This is a genomic window from Bifidobacterium crudilactis (assembly GCF_000738005.1).
GTDB lineage: Bacteria > Actinomycetota > Actinomycetes > Actinomycetales > Bifidobacteriaceae > Bombiscardovia > Bombiscardovia crudilactis.
Map to the genome: position 1 here is coordinate 694907 of NZ_JHAL01000002.1, position 15131 is coordinate 710037.

A 15131-nucleotide genomic window follows, 5' to 3' on the forward strand; every position below is an offset into this window, starting at 1 on the left:
TTGTCCGATTCGAAGATTGCCGAATCGTTTGAGGCCGCAGAGGCAATCATGCGAGAGCAGGCGGTGAGTTTTTACCAGGCGTTCCGCAGTCTTCCGCCGGAACGTTTTCGCGCGGTGACGGCTGTGTACGCGTTCTGCCGTTACGCCGATGATGTGGTCGACGAGGGAGGTTCATCCTCGCTGCCGCTGCTGGATGATCTCGAAAGGGGCGTCCATCACCTGTATCACGGTGTCGCCGACGCGGAAGATGGCGGAGATTCGACGCCAGACGTAGCTTCGGGCAAGCCCTGGTGGGATGCATTCGCATTCAGCACGGCGGCATACCATGTCCGGGAAGCGGACCTGATGATGCAGATCACCGGGCAGCGCATGGACGCGCACTTCCATGATCTGGAAAATACTCAGGAACTCGTGGAATACGCGCGTCTGGTCGCAGGATCGGTAGGAAGGGTACTGGTGCCGATTCTGGTCAAGGACAGTACGGTCATCGGGAACGACGAATTCATGAAGGCATGTGAATCCCTGGGCGTGGCCATGCAAATCACCAACATCCTACGAGATGTGGGAGAGGATATCCGGGAACGTGACCGCGTGTACATCCCACGCAGCGTGATGCTCGAATTCGGCATATCACGAGCTGACCTCGAAGCGCTCTCGAAACCTCGGCAGGAAGAGCTTCGCACGGATGCCGAAAACACTGCGACCGCTCTTGATGTGCCTCAGAATTTCGTCAGGCTGTGGGAGCATCTCGCCGCTCTCGCCGATGACTGCTATCTCCCATACGAGCGTTGGATATCGGCCTTTGACGAGTCCGCACGTTTTCCATTGCTGTGCGCCGCGAAGCTGTACCAGGCGATAGAGCAGGCGGTGCGTGACCACGACTACAACTGCTTTACGCGACGTTGCTATACCGATGCGACGACGCGTGAGACCATCGTCCGAGATATTCTGTCCGCACAACGCCCGGTACAGGACTGATATACCCGCAGGGGAGTAATGCCATATGTCCAATATCCTGAGTCTGATCGTCTCTGTGGCGTATATACTTCTGGTGCTCGGGTGCTCCGCCTTGATCGCTCGTCATCAGGGGAATCGCAGCGAATTCTCAAGAAAATTCGTGCATATCATGGTCGGGAATTGGGTGTTCATCACACCGTGGTTCACATCGCTGTGGGCTGTGGCGCTCGTGCCGGCAGCCTTTGTGATCATCAACGCTCTGAGCATTCGCTTTGCCTTCTTCACATCAATGGCCAGAGAGCACGAGGACTACGGGACGGTATATTACGCATTGAGCATGCTGCTGCTCAGTTCGGCCGCCTTTGCTCTCGGATGGCGTGAACTGTCCTTCATCGGTCTGCTCACCATGGCGTATGGTGACGGCTTCGCCGCCCTGGTCGGCAAACGTTGGGGCAGACACCACCCCTTCTCATTCGCTCCGGATAAAACACTCGAAGGCAGCATCACCGTGGCTGCCAGCGCATTCATCGTCACGCTTGCTTGTGTGATGGCGTTCCCCGAACTCAGAGCGCAATACGAGCCCTGGCTGACGATGGGGGTGATTCCAGCTCTTATAGCAGTGCTTGCGGCATTTGTGGAACTCACAGCAGGCCGTGGCTGCGATAATCTGTCGCTTCCCATCTCGACCGGTATAGGCGCTTCGCTGTTATTGCGCTACAGCAGCGTCGGTCTCTATGTATATCTGCTGCTCGCCCTGTCGATACTGCTCATCGCCTACGGACGCAAGGCGATAACCGAGGACGGCATCGTGGCGGCGATACTGACCGCAGCCACCCTCTACACTTTCGCCAATGTCTGGATAGGTATCAGCCTGCTGCTGTTCTTCGTGGCGGGTTCGGTGGTTTCCGCCATCAGCAACGACGCCAAACGAGCAGGTGAACGACGGCAGATCAGCGGCAGCGCCCGCAACTGGAAACAGGTGATCTGCAACTCCCTGCCCGCAAGCGCGGCCTTGTGGATTGCCCAGTTCTCCACGGAGAAGAACGTGGCCATGCTGATATGCTTCTGCGTGTTCGCCGCCGCATGCGCCGATACCTTCTCATCGGAGATCGGCATGCTCGGAGGTGGCAGGGTGCTCAGTCTGACGACGCTGCGTCCGACTCCGCACGGCACCTCGGGCGGTGTATCCTTGCTCGGCCTCGCGGCAGGACTGTTGGGCAGCGCCTTGCTGGCCGTGCCCAGCATCGTGCAGTTCGGATTCAAGGGATTTGTTTTCGTGTGTCTGCTGGGCGTATGCGGGACGCTGATCGACAGCATTCTCGGTTCCTCCATCCAGCAGCGTTTCAAAGACAGGAAGGGCCAGTTGATGGATGTTCCTGCCTATGCGAGGCAGCAGGTTTCCGCGGGCATCGCCCATATCGGCAACAGTGCGGTCAATCTGCTGTCATTGTGTGCCGTCTGTATCCTGGCGTATGCCGCCAGCGGCGTCATCATTCCATGAAAGGACATCATGACCGTTTCAGCACCAGCATCCTCGGCAATACGATATCGGCTTGCACGGCCGGGCGAAGAGGAGGGTCTTGGTCGTCTGTCCGCGGAATCCTTCGGCGACTACCCTTTTTTCTCCTTTGCGTTGAGAGAGCCGTTTGACTCGTACCAGAAGTATCTGGACTATATGACTCGTCTCCATCGGATGCTCATCAAGGCATACATCAAGAAGCAGGTATGCCTGGTCGGTGTCAGCGACGGCGCCGTGGTATCGGTGGCTTTGCTCCATGACCCTCGTTCACGGGACATAGGTGTCACCGATTACATTCTTGCCGGTGGTCTGGGTCTGGTACGCGGCGTAGGGTTGCGCCGTCTGCTGGCGTTCTTCGATATCAGTGAAGCGGCGCAGTCGGCGTGCACGGCAAAGCATCCGGATGCCTGGTATGTCGAGTTGCTGGCTGTGGATACGCAGCTCAAGGGGAGAGGGCTGGGCGGCAAGATGATTCACGATTGCGTGGAACCCTATGTGCGTGGGCATGATGGTCGCAGTCTGAGTCTGATTACGAATACGGAACAGAACCGCCGCTTCTATATGTCCAAAGGCTTCACCGAATTCTCGGAATCGACCTTGTCATGCCGCGGACAGACCATAGGCAACTGGAGTTTCTTCAAGCAGCTTGAAATCTGAGAGGCACGGACGTGCCACTGCTTTCCGACCGGATTGCGGTACGCGTCATCGGCATGGTTCCTGCTGCAAGGTCGATGCAATGCGCGGCTACGCCGACTTCCTGAGATGTCGGCGCCGTTTCGACACCGTTAGTACCGGGCATCCCGCACAGACGAAGGACTCCGGGTCTGGCTGGCAGCTGCTGCCACCGCATTTGGCGGAGGACATGTCCAGAACATCGAGCCTTCCTGCCGCCTTGGCCTGCTCCATCACCAATTCCACGAAGTCAAGCGGCATGTTCAACTGCCGCGAAACCATTCCTGCAGTCATTCCCAAGCCGAGAGCGTGAATGATCTGCTCCGACACGGGCGCTTGGAAGACCATGTGTTCGGTGTGCCTGAACGCCCTCATAACAGGCTGCCTACCTGGAAGATAAGCACTGCCAGAGCATAGGCGATGGCCAGTCCCATCAGCACCGATTGCAGTGCCGTCCTGCCGCCGAACTGCCGTTTCATTTCAGCCACGGTCGCGAGGCAAGGCGTGTATGCGAGCACGAATATCATGAACGCCGCGGCAGCTGCTGCACCATGACCTCCGCTTGATTGCTCGAAACTGGCGCGAACCGCATCGCCAAGGCGTCCCTGGCCTTCCGAAGCTCCGGAGGCATCATCTGATTCCTCTATCGCATAGCTCTGGGTCATGGACCCGACGACGACCTCTTTGGCTACGAAGCCTGTGATCAAGGCCGCCGAAGCGTGCCAGTCGTTGAATCCGGCAGGTTCGAACACCACTGCGCTTTTGGAGGCGATTGCCCCGTACAGCGAGTGCTCAACCGTGTCGACATGACCGAAACTGTTGTTTCCTGCGAGTCCGGCGCTCACAGGGACAGCTGCGAGCAGCCACATGATGATGGTCATCGAGATGATAATCGAGCTTGCTCCGGTGATGAAGGCCCACAACCGTAGTGCGACCGACTTCATCAGGCGGAATACCTGAGGCAGTTGGTAGGGTGGGAGTTCCATCGCGAAGGGTTGGGTGCGCAGATCCGAGAACTGCGTTTTCCGCAGCGCCAGGCCCACTAAGAGGATGATGACAATCGACGAGACATACATCAGGAATATCGCCAGGCCAGCGAAATTGCCGAAAAAGGCGTAGGCCAGCACAATGTATACGCTTAACCGGGCAGAGCATGAGGTGAAGGGAATCAGCAGCCCGGTGAGCAGACGCTGTCTGGAATCGGGCAGGGTTCTGGTGGATGCGAGCGCCGGAAGGTTGCAACCGAAGCCGACCACCAGCGGCAGGAAGGCTCTGCCGTCAAGGCCGATAGCGCGCATCGCCTTGTCCATCACGAATGCCGCACGTGCCAGGTATCCGGAATCCTCCAGCATTGAGAGGATGATGAACATGATGCCCATAGGAGGTACGAAGGTCAGCACTGTTATGGTGCCGTTGAGCACGCCGTCGATGACCAGTGAATGGAACCATCCATCCGTTGCTCCCGAACCGCCGATAAGGGTGAACACCCAGTCGATGCCGGTGGTGAACCAGGCTCTGACGTTGACGTCGAAGAAATCAATCAGGGGACTCGCCATAGTGGTGATGGATTCGAATACGGCATACATGACCATCAGGAAAGCGAGGATGCCGAATACGGGGTGCAGCAACACACGGTCGATGCGATCCGACAGCGTGGTGTGGTGGCTGAAGGCTGTGCCCCCGCCGAAACTTCGTACCGTTGCCGCGACCCACGAGAAGCGTTCGTCGGCGGTGCGCCTGACCCAATCCGAGACTTGCTCCGGAGACGAGGCGTTCCTTGGGGCGGGAATCCGGGTGATTCCCGCATCGGTATCGATGACCGAATAGTCGGCCGTCTCCTGGCTTTCCTCGTGATGCGTGGTGCTCCGGGTGCGTGCAATCGTCGAGTCTATGGCTTGAAGCAGTTGCTCTTGTCCGTTGCCGTTTCTTCCGTCAATCGGGATGAAGGGAATATCCGGTATCGCCTTGGACAGTTCGGTGACGGTCACAGGAGAGTCCTGTTTGCCGGCCAAATCCAACATGGTGACGGCCACGACCAGAGGATGTCCCAGATCAATGAGCTGACTCAGCAGATACAGGGATTTGGAAGGTGAGGTCGCATTGAACACCGCCACGATCACATCAGGGGGAGCCATGGTGTCGGTGCCCATGGCAGCCTCGCATGATACCTGTTCGTCAGGGCTGATGGCATCAAGCGATGCGGTACCGGGGGTGTCTATGAATTCCCAATGCCTGCCGTGATAGTTCAAATCACCGGACTCAATGAGTACGGTGGTACCAGGCGCATTCATGACTTTTGCGCTGCCGCCCAGCAGATTGTTGAAGAGTGTGGACTTACCGACATTCGGATTGCCCATGCACACGATGCGCGGCCGTGTTGATGACGGCGTCGATGGTGTCTCGTCAGACGAGGCGGGAATGATTGCTGCCAGGCCTCGCCGGTGGTGGCGGTGCTTCGCAGGCTGGCATTTCGGGCACCCCGCAGGCGTGGGGAGTGAGGATGCGGACGATACAGGATGGGCGGCGCATCCGCATTCCTCGGGGATAGGGTGCTCCAAGGCAGCAGTCGTTCCAGTGCCGTGGTGCTGTTGTTGCTGTGATGCCATGTGTTCCCCAAGTGTTGAGTGCCGGAAAGCCTTGTCGTGCCTATGATGCGGTATGGGCGCTGAAGGCATGCGAAAGCCGGGCTTCGATAGATGTGCACGCGCACCCATAGATTACGAATATGAGGATGCGCGATTTCTGCGATTAGCTGGGCTTGACGAGAATGCGCCTGGCGGTCGCCCCGTCGACTGCAATGCGCTCAGAGCCATGGGAAACCACGCACCCACCGAAATTGGCCTTCTGAATCACGGTCAGCCGTTCGTGTTCGCGGAAGCCGAGTTCGTTGAGACGAAAACGGTATCGTTCCGAAAGTTCTATTGCGCAAATCTCTATCTCCATGCCAAGAGGGCAGGTGCGCAACGATTGAGTCATGCAACCGACAGTAGTGGAGTTCACCGCGGATTGTAAAGAGTGTTGCTCGACTTTGGCGAGAATGGGTCGTGAAGATTCTTGAATCACGGACGGCATGGAAGGCAGTGACATCACGGTATGCCGTGACATCATGGTATCCGGTGCGTGGCCTTCGACGGTATCCGGTTGATGCCGGGATGTTATCTTGCAGGGGTGTTCGCTTTGCGAATCATACGGTTGTTCAATGCCTTCGTGTCCAGTGCAAAGCCTGAACCGTTTCTGGTGTATGGCAGATCATCCACATTCACACCTCTGATAATCAGTCCTGCCTCGTCGCCTTTCTGGATGGACTGAGTTCTGCGGTGCCGGGATTCGATGGCACTGATGGTGCCGTGCAGTTCGACTGGCGACGGTTTCGGCGAAGCATCCGGCGAATCGTGGGTGATATCCACGATTACGGCATCACCGACGCCTAGTGAACCGCTTTCCATGATGCCGGTGAATACGGGACCTCTGCCAGTGATGACGAAGACGTCGGTGATGACGAAAAGCCCTTGGTCGTCCGAAGTCGATGATTCCCAGGAGCGTTGGTTCACAACGTCGGAGGAAGGTTTGCGGAATCGAGAGAATAGGCTCATGTGCATCACTGTATCGGATGGGACCATATCAGGAATTGCGTTCTACGACGAGATCGGCGACGGTGAGATTAGCCTTGCTGAGGATGTTGTCGAGGAGCACCGTCGCGAGCTCATTCGCCTTCATGAAGCTGTGTTGCTTCTGTTCGTCGACGTAGTCCCGGCTGTCGGTGTAGAAGTTCGTGTCTATTCCACCGGGGTAGAAGCCTACGATTTTCACGGAGCTGCCCTTATACGCGGTCTTGAGACTTTCCGTATATCCTCGTTCTCCCCACTTCGCCGCACAGTATACAGATTCGTGGGCGTTGCCCCTCAACGCTGCAGAAGACATGACATTCACGATATGCACATCCCGCTCGGCTGTTGCGCGCAGTACCCCGGTGGTCCAGACGATCATTCCTCGAAGACCTGTCAGGCACAGTTCGATATCGGTTGAGGTGTAGTCAATGGGCGCCTTGAAGGATGGTCTGCCTGCATTGTTGATTAGCAGAGAGATCGTGCCGAGATTCGAGATCGCGTCGAGGCTTCGGCGTGCGAAATCCTCATCGGCCACATCGCCGATGAAACCATGGTAGGTCCCGGGATTCCTGGAACCCAGTGAAACGTCAAGCTGGCTCATGGCTTGGGCATCGATATCGATATTGGCGACGATGAAGCCTCGCTCCATCAGCTGGTGTACGAGCTCAAGACCCAATCCTGCCGCTCCGCCGGTGACTATCGCTACTGTTCTACCGTGATGTTCCATGAGCTTCTCCATTGACCGTTTTCAAGATATTCAAGATTGTTCAAGATTTTCAAACGAAGCGAGTCGTTATCAGCATTGTACGAAGGGGCTGCATTGCCTGTCCATCCGACGTATGTGTCCGGATGCTGCTGATTCCGGATGCAGGGTGATGAATTAGTGAACACGATAACCAACGGCGTCCTGCGACTTGTTCGGTCACATTACCAGCCTGACCGAGGTCACCTCGATGTGTTGTATCGTGGAAGCCGTTGATTATCGATTCAATGGATTGATGCGGGGGACATCAACCTTCTGTGATCTTTCCGCTCTTCAATGAATCACTCAGCATATCGAATGCTTCCGAGGCGAGTTTCTCCATGTCCAGCGAGTTATCGATGAGCCACTGTATCTGCAGACCATCCAGGATTGCCTGCGTGATTCTTGCGACGTGTTCGGAACTCACTGTCGGGCGAGACTCATGTACCTCTGCGTATCGATCGACCAGATGCCCGACCAGTTGGCGTTCAAAGCTTCCGCGTTCATTGAAGTAAGCGTAAGCGGGACTGCCATGATCGGAGGCTTTCACCGACATATGCGCGTAAAGTTCCACAAGGCCTGGTGTCAGCGTATTCTTTTTCGTGATAGCGCTGATGACCCTAACCGGATTCCAGTCCTTGTCTATCTCCTCATCGAACATATCGACGCTTGGAACTTCGGTTTTACCGAAATTGACCATATCCTGGATGTCTCGTTCCTTGAGAACCTCGACAAGGAGATCATCCAAAGAGTGGAAATAGTGAAGCACCCCTGCTTCAGAGATATTTACTGCCTGGGATATTTTCGCCAGAGTCGTGTGATTGAAACCATCCACTGAGATGATGTGCAACGCAGCGTCAAGAATTTCCTTGCGCTTCGCGATGCCCTTTGGATAGGAACCACGACTGCCTTTTGCCATTTCGCTCCTTTCTTGCAACAGAATTACCGTAGGGAACACTCGGATTGTGAGTGTTGGTTGAGCTATCAAATAGTAATCCCTGAAAAGTGACTTTTGTTAAATAATGGCCATAATCATGAATACTATGAAATATTTCATATATGCGAGAAGTTCTTCGCGTTTACTAATTGCTGAAGTTGCAGTAGTTCTACTCCTTCCCTGACTGTACGAGATACAGGCCTCCGGTGTGTCGAAATGATTCGGAGTATGGATAGCCACCCGTTTCTGAGTACCGCAGGTAGCATCGACAGCCCTCGCCGGAGCACCGATTCGTCTATATGCAAGCGTGCTGTTCCTTCAAGTGTCCCTGTGGTGCGGGTACAGCGCAAGGGCTTCAGGCAAGAGCTAAGAGCTTATGGTCACGAAATGAGCGCAGGCGTGAGGCAAAACATACATGAACGCCCGATTTCGACCTTGCTCCGGCCAAAGGATGCATCAGTCCACAATGAGCCTAAGAATGGTTCATTCGACCACAAGGCGTCTGCGAATGGTGCGAATTCGATGAATTGTCGATGATGAGGTCAGTAAGGGATGTTGGCATGATGGCCGTGTTTGACGACGCTCGGATATGACCAATCTGAGAGGTGACCATCGGTAAGGAGTAGAACGATGAGGTTTCGGCATGCGGCGCATACGCAATTTCGTCATGCGGCAATTCATCCGAGGTGCGTCACGCTGATTGTCGTCTCCTGGCTCTTCGTGGTGGCTGCCATGGCGTTCTTCGGCTCGACTGCGGAGGCGGTTTCGACGGCTGCCACCGCAAAGCCCTCTGCAGCACAGTCTGTGGGTCGATTGCAGCGTCGTGAAGTAATATGTGCGCAGCCAGCTTCTCCGTGGAACAGCGCCACGAGGATGACGCACCTTGCATTGTCCGATGCTCCCGACCCGTGTGAATCCGAAATGTCAAGGCCTCTGGAGTACTGGGAAGTGACGAATCCCTTCGCTGCTCCTGCACAACCGTGGCTTTCAGGACACCGAGGCCTTGACCTTCGTGCTTCCGAGGGGGATGCGGTGCTGGCCCCGCAAACCGCCGTCATATCCTTTGCAGGGAAGGTAGCAGGCAAGGATGTTGTCAGTCTGCGCAGCGGGAATTGGCTCCATAGCTTTGAACCCGCCACGACGGACAAAGCGCCCGGTGAGCTGGTTGAGCAATCACTACCCTTCGCCGTCGTTGGCGGCAATTCCGATCACTGCGAAACACAGTGTCTGCATTGGGGTGTACGTGATGCGGCCAATGAGTACAGGAATCCTGAAACTCTGCTTCGAGCCAGACGCATCGCGCTCAAAGCGTGGTGAACGAGCCAAGGGCGGTGGACGGCAACGCGGCTCCTCGTTTTGGCGTGTAAGGTCCCAATACGATAGCTGCACTACAAGGACAGCTATGAGGAGAAATGATTACCACATTGCTGTCCTTGTAGTGCAGTTATCTACGCACATATGGTGAGATAGTCGTCTCGACACAGGGAAGTATGTCGTCTGCGCGACTTGAGCTGCAGGCATTGTAGAATTCAATAGAGTCCGCATGAGACAGGGAGCGCCATGTTCAAGGAATATTCTCGTCCGATTACCGAAGCGATCGACGATGACCGCAACATCTTTTCCGTATTGCAGGAGCGAGCTGACCGCGCACCCGACGACGCTCTTATAGAGTACAAGGACTCCAGGAACGCGTGGATGTCGTTCAGCGCCTCCGAATTCAGGAATATCGTCGTTGCATTGGCCAAGGGCCTGATAGCCAGGGGCATCATGCCCGGAGACTCCGTGTCGATTATCTCTCACACGCGCTGGGAATGGACCGCCCTTGATATGGCCATCATGTCTATTGGAGCCCTGACCGTTCCGGTGTATGAGACGAACTCCTCGGCACAGGTCCGTATGATATTCAACGACGCCAAGGTCAAGATGGCCTTTGCCGAAACCGATGACCAACGAGACAAAATCGAGTCGGTACGTGACCAATGCGCGTATCTGAATGACGTGTATGTGATAGATCTCGGCGCTCTGGATGCCCTGACGGCGTATGGGCGTGGTGTGAGCGACGAGGAATTCCTCGAAAGAGAGCAGGGGGTCAAGGGCTCTGACCTGGCTACCATCGTCTATACATCGGGCTCGACGGGAACTCCGAAAGGCATCGAACTGTCCCATAGCAACTTTGTGTTTGTGACTCATTCGGGAGTGCAGACCATGCCAGACATCAGTTTGAAGCCGAACAGGCGACTGCTGCTGTTCCTACCGCTGGCACACGTGTTTGCACGATACATGCAGTATTTCTGTTTCGCAGGGAACATCACCTTGGGTCTGTCGAGCAATCTCAAAACCATTCTTGCGGATTTCCATGCCTTCAAACCAACCTTCATTCTTGCAGTACCCAGGATTTTCGAGAAGATTTTCAACGCTTCCTCCCAGCGGGCCGGGAAGGGTTTCAAAGGGAGGCTATTCCTCAACTCGGTGGAGGTTGCACGACAGTGGTCCGCATATCAGCAATCCGGAGAGCGGATGCCCATCGTGTTCAAAGCCAAGCATGCCTTCTTCGACAAGCTGATTTACAGCAACATCATGGAGGTCTTCGGAGGCTCTGTGGAGTATGCCATTTCAGGCGGCGCTCCGCTGGACACCTCCATCGCGCACTTCTTCAACGGCGTCGGACTGCCCTTGCTTGAAGGCTACGGTATGACCGAAACCAGTGCTCCGGCTACGGTCAATCCCACCGAGGGCTACAGGATAGGCACCATCGGAAAGCCGCTCGAAGGCATCAGCGTGGGCATCGACGATGACGGGGAGTTGTGCATCAAAGGCGCGAGCGTCTGCGTGGGCTACCACAACCATCCTGAGATCACCACGAGTCAGATCACGGACGGTTGGCTTCACACCGGTGATCTGGGAACTGTTGACGACGACGGCTTCGTTGCCATCACTGGCAGGAAAAAGGATTTGATTATCACCGCAGGAGGCAAGAACGTCTCACCAAGCGTGCTTGAAGCGTCGGTCATGACTTCTCCGGTAATCGGACAGTGCCTGGTTATCGGCGACCGCAAGCCCTTCATCGCTGCCTTGGTGGCACTTGACCTTGCCGAAACGAATACCTGGTTGAAGGCACAGGGTGCAGAAACGGTCGCCAGTCTGGAAGAGGCCAGGCAGAATCCTATCGTGAAGACGGAGGTCGAGCGAGCGGTGGATACGGCCAACGATCTGGTGTCAAGGGCCGAGTCCATTCGAAAGTTCGAAATCCTGGCTGATGATTTCACCGAGGAGAACGGGATGATCACGCCGAGTCTCAAAACCAGGCGTGATGCCATCATCGCCAGATACCGTGAGCTTATCGACACCGTCATCTATCGACCACGCAACAAGGCCTGAACATCACGGGCTCGTCGTCAGTTCTGGCTGAGGAGCCAGTGATGATGATGAGCCTGACCGAGGCAGGAGAGTGGTCACGAGAGTGACCGCATCGTCCTGCTCTCTACAATCCGGCGTCTGCGGCCGTGACGTAGTTGGTGTCTATCAGTACGCTTTTGAGATTCGATGCGGAAACGGTCAGCAGTTCCTTCTGCAAGGTCGGCGCGCTGATGCCGTTGCTGGTCTCCGTCCTGATTGAGTCGTCGGCATTCACCTGCTGCGAGGTATTCAGCTGGACCACCGCTTTCGCCAACGTACTGCCGATGCCTTTACGGTCCTCCAACGAGGTCATCCACTGCTGCCCGTCGACGATGTTGGGAATATTGTCGAGGTAGGCGCCGTAACCTGTGACGATCGGCCAGGCGCTGCTGTTCAAACCACCGGTATCGTCTGACTGCTGAGATGACGAGGAATCTGACGACGAGGAATCTGACGACGAGGAATCCTGGGAGGATGAGCCGCCGGAGGAATCGGCATCGCCGTTTGTCGATGGCGCGACGCTGGGGTCCGGAGCCTTGCTCTTTTTAAGGTCCTTTTTGCCTGTGATGTTGTCCACGATTCCGGCAATCGATATTTCAGGATTGATATCTGCCGAGGAACCCGTATATCCCATGGAAGTGAGTGTTTCGGTCACCTCGGAGGCCACATAGTCGTTCATGGACAGGATGCCGTCGATGCGTGTTCGTGTTGAAGCCGACTTGTTCTGCTTCCCGAGCCTTGCAGTGAGTTCCTTTTTTACGGAGTCCTCGTTCGAAGCGTTGAATTTCAGAAGCTTCCAGCTATCCGCAGAGCTGTTCTTATCAAGCAGCCCTGAGGGGCTTTCCACTGCACCGCTGCGGAAATAGGGGCCAAGCACCTCCCAAATCGCCGAGAAGGCGGTCTTGTTGAAGGTGTCGACATCGGCGGTGTCCGTGGTCGAGGAGCCTGAGGGGAGCAGGACCTCGATCTGCTTGGGGTTTTCCTTGCTGGTCTTGTCCAGCTCGAGTTTACTGACCAGCTGCTTTGCCTGCACCTGCGCCATCTGCGCGACTGAGGCCATAGGAACGAAAAGGTCGGGTGTGAACCCTTCGAAGGTTGAGGACAGCAGGACGACGTGCATGCCCGAATTTCGGGCCAGATTCAGCGCAGAACGCAGACGGACGATCGCTTCATGCCGTGTTGTCGAAGCATCGTTCGAGGTTGTCGAAGGTGATGCCGACGAGTTTGAGGAGTCTGTATCCAAGGACGCTCCGGAGGGGGACTCGGTTGTCGAAGGCGAACTGCTCGACACTGACGCAGAGGTCTTCTCTGTGATGTGGCTGCCGAAATAATCACCGTACTGACGCTGTGAATCGGTGGTGTCAGTTACGGGCGCCACAATAATCGTATGGTTTTTCGCCGAGGCCGCAGCCGTCGTCTGCGAGGAGCCTGCACTGGTGGTCGAGCCGCCGGACGATGAAGTCGAGGAAGCTATGTGGCTGACCACATAGTCCTGTACCGCCTGGCTCTGGTCATCCAGGTTGTCGAAACTCTTCGCGGTGATTGAGCTCTTCTTCATATGCTGATTCTGCAGGGATGCCATCAGTTCGGAAACGAAGGCCGTCCACTTGTTGAGAGGAGTGTGCTGGGAAAGCGTAATTCCGTCCGATGGCGTGAAAATCGCCGCGTTTCCGGAGTCGGCGGATGAGGTCGTGGGACTTGAGCTGGTCTCGCCTGTATCTGGGGCCAAACTACATCCGGAGAAGGAGAACACCAACGCCACGGTAAGCACCGCAGTGAGTGCTTCACCTGTACGCCTGCGCAAACCTGACCTGTTCCTGCCGCCATGAAGTGTCACGATGCCCCTTATTGTCGAAATGCAATCTGTTGCAACTGTAGCAACGCTCACTGGAAAGGATATTCGCGGGTGTGCGTTTCTCCCAGGTCATGGCAAAAACTGCACCATACATGCAGATGCGGAACCTTGTGTACCGGCATGTATGGTGCAGCGAGCTGGAGACGATGCGCGACTATCTGCTCAAGGCTTTCCGCAGATTGTCGTCCAGAGCATCCATGAACCCTTCGGTATCCAGCCAGGCCTGCTCGTGTCCGACCAGTGTCGCGAGATCCTTGGTCATGCTTCCGGATTCGACGGTCGAAATTATCACTTGTTCAAGCGTCTGGGCGAAATGAGCGACATCCGGTGTGCCGTCGAGTTTCGCGCGGTGCTTGAGGCCGCCGGTCCATGCATAGATGGAGGCGATGGGGTTCGTCGAGGTCTTTTCGCCCTTCTGCCAACGACGATAATGTCTTGTGACGGTACCGTGCGCGGCCTCGGCTTCGACGGTCTGCCCGTCCGGAGTCATCAGCACGGAAGTCATCAGGCCGAGTGAGCCGAATCCTTGGGCGACCGTATCGGATTGGACGTCGCCGTCGTAGTTCTTGCAGGCCCAGACGTACCCTCCGGGCCATTTCAGTGAGCTTGCGACCATATCGTCTATCAGACGATGCTCGTAGGTCAGACCGGCCTCCTCATAACGCTGTCGGTACTCTTCTTCGAAAATCTGGGCGAAGATGTCCTTGAAGCGTCCGTCGTACGCCTTGAGGATGGTGTTCTTCGTGCTGAGGTATACGGGGTAGTTCCTCAGCAGCCCGTAATTGAAGCATGCCCGTGCGAATCCGGTGATTGATTCGTCCAGATTGTACTGGACCTGCGCCACTCCGGACCCTGGATAGTCGAAGACCACATGCTCGATGGCTTCTCCGCCATCCTCGGGAGTGAAGGTCACCGTCAATCTGCCCTTGCCCGGAACCTGGAAGTCGGTGGCTTTGTACTGGTCTCCGAATGCGTGTCTGGCGACGATGATGGGTTTTTCCCAGCCAGGTACCAGACGGGGAATATTGGAGATGACGATGGGCTCGCGGAAAATCGTGCCGCCGAGAATATTGCGAATCGTGCCGTTCGGAGACTTCCACATCCGTTTCAGCCCGAATTCCTCGACCCGTGCCTCGTCGGGCGTGATGGTGGCGCACTTGACTCCGACATGCTCGCGCTTGATGGCGTTGGCTGCATCTATGGTCACCTGGTCGTCGGTGGCATCACGGTATTCGATGCCTAGGTCGTAATAGTCGAGATTGATGTCAAGATAAGGCAGAATCAGTCGGTCCTTGATGTCCTTCCAGATGACACGGGTCATCTCATCGCCGTCGAGTTCGACGACGGTACCTTCGACTTTGATTTTGGACATGCACAGCCTCCTATATGAATATGTTAGGAATACGGGTCAAGTTTTACCCGACGTGTGTTACTGACATTAGCCG

General features: G+C 55.9%; 13 protein-coding genes. 5 read left to right on the forward strand and 8 right to left on the reverse strand.

Going from position 1 to position 15131, the window contains the following annotated elements:
* From DB51_RS05215 to DB51_RS05225, 3 genes are read left to right on the forward strand one after another with little or no spacing between them, the layout of a single operon-like run.
* A complete protein-coding gene (locus DB51_RS05215; RefSeq protein WP_156958246.1) occupies positions 1–978 on the forward strand; it encodes a phytoene/squalene synthase family protein in 978 nt (325 codons plus the stop codon).
* Positions 979–1003: 25 nt separating this feature from the next.
* Entirely contained in the window at positions 1004–2458 is a 1455-nt protein-coding gene (locus DB51_RS05220; protein ID WP_034252323.1) for a DUF92 domain-containing protein, read from the forward strand.
* Between the two features lie 9 nt (positions 2459–2467).
* Complete coding sequence (locus tag DB51_RS05225) at positions 2468–3133, forward strand: GNAT family N-acetyltransferase (RefSeq protein WP_034252325.1); 666 nt, start codon at positions 2468–2470, stop codon at positions 3131–3133.
* An 87-nt stretch (positions 3134–3220) separates the two neighbouring features.
* Here the strand turns inward: DB51_RS05225 and DB51_RS05230 are convergent, their stop codons facing one another.
* From DB51_RS05230 to DB51_RS05255, 6 genes are all read right to left on the reverse strand, one after another.
* Positions 3221–3496, reverse strand: a complete 276-nt coding sequence (locus tag DB51_RS05230) for a hypothetical protein (RefSeq protein ID WP_156958247.1) — start codon at positions 3494–3496, stop codon at positions 3221–3223.
* Positions 3497–3519: 23 nt separating this feature from the next.
* Complete coding sequence (feoB, locus tag DB51_RS05235) at positions 3520–5754, reverse strand: ferrous iron transport protein B (protein ID WP_084674574.1); 2235 nt, start codon at positions 5752–5754, stop codon at positions 3520–3522.
* Positions 5755–5896: 142 nt separating this feature from the next.
* Positions 5897–6124 (reverse strand): FeoA family protein, encoded by a 228-nt coding sequence (locus tag DB51_RS05240; protein ID WP_084674709.1) that lies wholly within the window; start codon positions 6122–6124, stop codon positions 5897–5899.
* Between the two features lie 179 nt (positions 6125–6303).
* Complete coding sequence (locus tag DB51_RS05245; RefSeq protein WP_156958248.1) at positions 6304–6741, reverse strand: hypothetical protein; 438 nt, start codon at positions 6739–6741, stop codon at positions 6304–6306.
* Between the two features lie 28 nt (positions 6742–6769).
* Positions 6770–7483: an SDR family NAD(P)-dependent oxidoreductase gene (locus DB51_RS05250; protein WP_034252332.1), complete on the reverse strand. Its 714-nt coding sequence runs from the start codon at positions 7481–7483 to the stop codon at positions 6770–6772.
* Between the two features lie 283 nt (positions 7484–7766).
* Positions 7767–8417, reverse strand: a complete 651-nt coding sequence (locus DB51_RS05255; protein ID WP_051867309.1) for a TetR/AcrR family transcriptional regulator — start codon at positions 8415–8417, stop codon at positions 7767–7769.
* 648 nt (positions 8418–9065) lie between these two features.
* On the opposite strand from DB51_RS05255, the gene DB51_RS09805 reads away from it, so the two are divergent.
* Positions 9066–9752 (forward strand): M23 family metallopeptidase, encoded by a 687-nt coding sequence (locus DB51_RS09805; RefSeq protein ID WP_051867310.1) that lies wholly within the window; start codon positions 9066–9068, stop codon positions 9750–9752.
* A 243-nt stretch (positions 9753–9995) separates the two neighbouring features.
* The gene (locus tag DB51_RS05265; protein WP_034252334.1) at positions 9996–11813 is read left to right on the forward strand and encodes an AMP-dependent synthetase/ligase; all 1818 of its coding nucleotides are present in this window, start codon (positions 9996–9998) and stop codon (positions 11811–11813) included.
* Positions 11814–11916: 103 nt separating this feature from the next.
* Here the strand turns inward: DB51_RS05265 and DB51_RS05270 are convergent, their stop codons facing one another.
* The gene (locus DB51_RS05270; protein WP_238548314.1) at positions 11917–13668 is read right to left on the reverse strand and encodes a type 1 periplasmic-binding domain-containing protein; all 1752 of its coding nucleotides are present in this window, start codon (positions 13666–13668) and stop codon (positions 11917–11919) included.
* A gap of 172 nt (positions 13669–13840) precedes the next feature.
* Positions 13841–15058 carry an NADP-dependent isocitrate dehydrogenase gene (locus DB51_RS05275; RefSeq protein ID WP_034252336.1) on the reverse strand — a complete coding sequence of 406 codons (1218 nt, stop codon included), beginning with the start codon at positions 15056–15058 and terminating at the stop codon, positions 13841–13843.
* Positions 15059–15131 lie beyond the last annotated feature (73 nt).

Coding starts and splice junctions, on each gene's coding strand:
- DB51_RS09805 (WP_051867310.1), top strand. CDS start 9,066: ATGAGGTTTCGGCATGCGGCGCATACGCAATTTCGTCATGCGGCAATT.
- DB51_RS05265 (WP_034252334.1), top strand. CDS start 9,996: ATGTTCAAGGAATATTCTCGTCCGATTACCGAAGCGATCGACGATGAC.
- DB51_RS05225 (WP_034252325.1), top strand. CDS start 2,468: ATGACCGTTTCAGCACCAGCATCCTCGGCAATACGATATCGGCTTGCA.
- DB51_RS05275 (WP_034252336.1), bottom strand. CDS start 15,058: ATGTCCAAAATCAAAGTCGAAGGTACCGTCGTCGAACTCGACGGCGAT.
- DB51_RS05220 (WP_034252323.1), top strand. CDS start 1,004: ATGTCCAATATCCTGAGTCTGATCGTCTCTGTGGCGTATATACTTCTG.
- DB51_RS05250 (WP_034252332.1), bottom strand. CDS start 7,483: ATGGAACATCACGGTAGAACAGTAGCGATAGTCACCGGCGGAGCGGCA.
- DB51_RS05240 (WP_084674709.1), bottom strand. CDS start 6,124: ATGACTCAATCGTTGCGCACCTGCCCTCTTGGCATGGAGATAGAGATT.
- DB51_RS05230 (WP_156958247.1), bottom strand. CDS start 3,496: ATGGTCTTCCAAGCGCCCGTGTCGGAGCAGATCATTCACGCTCTCGGC.
- feoB (WP_084674574.1), bottom strand. CDS start 5,754: ATGGCATCACAGCAACAACAGCACCACGGCACTGGAACGACTGCTGCC.
- DB51_RS05245 (WP_156958248.1), bottom strand. CDS start 6,741: ATGAGCCTATTCTCTCGATTCCGCAAACCTTCCTCCGACGTTGTGAAC.
- DB51_RS05255 (WP_051867309.1), bottom strand. CDS start 8,417: ATGGCAAAAGGCAGTCGTGGTTCCTATCCAAAGGGCATCGCGAAGCGC.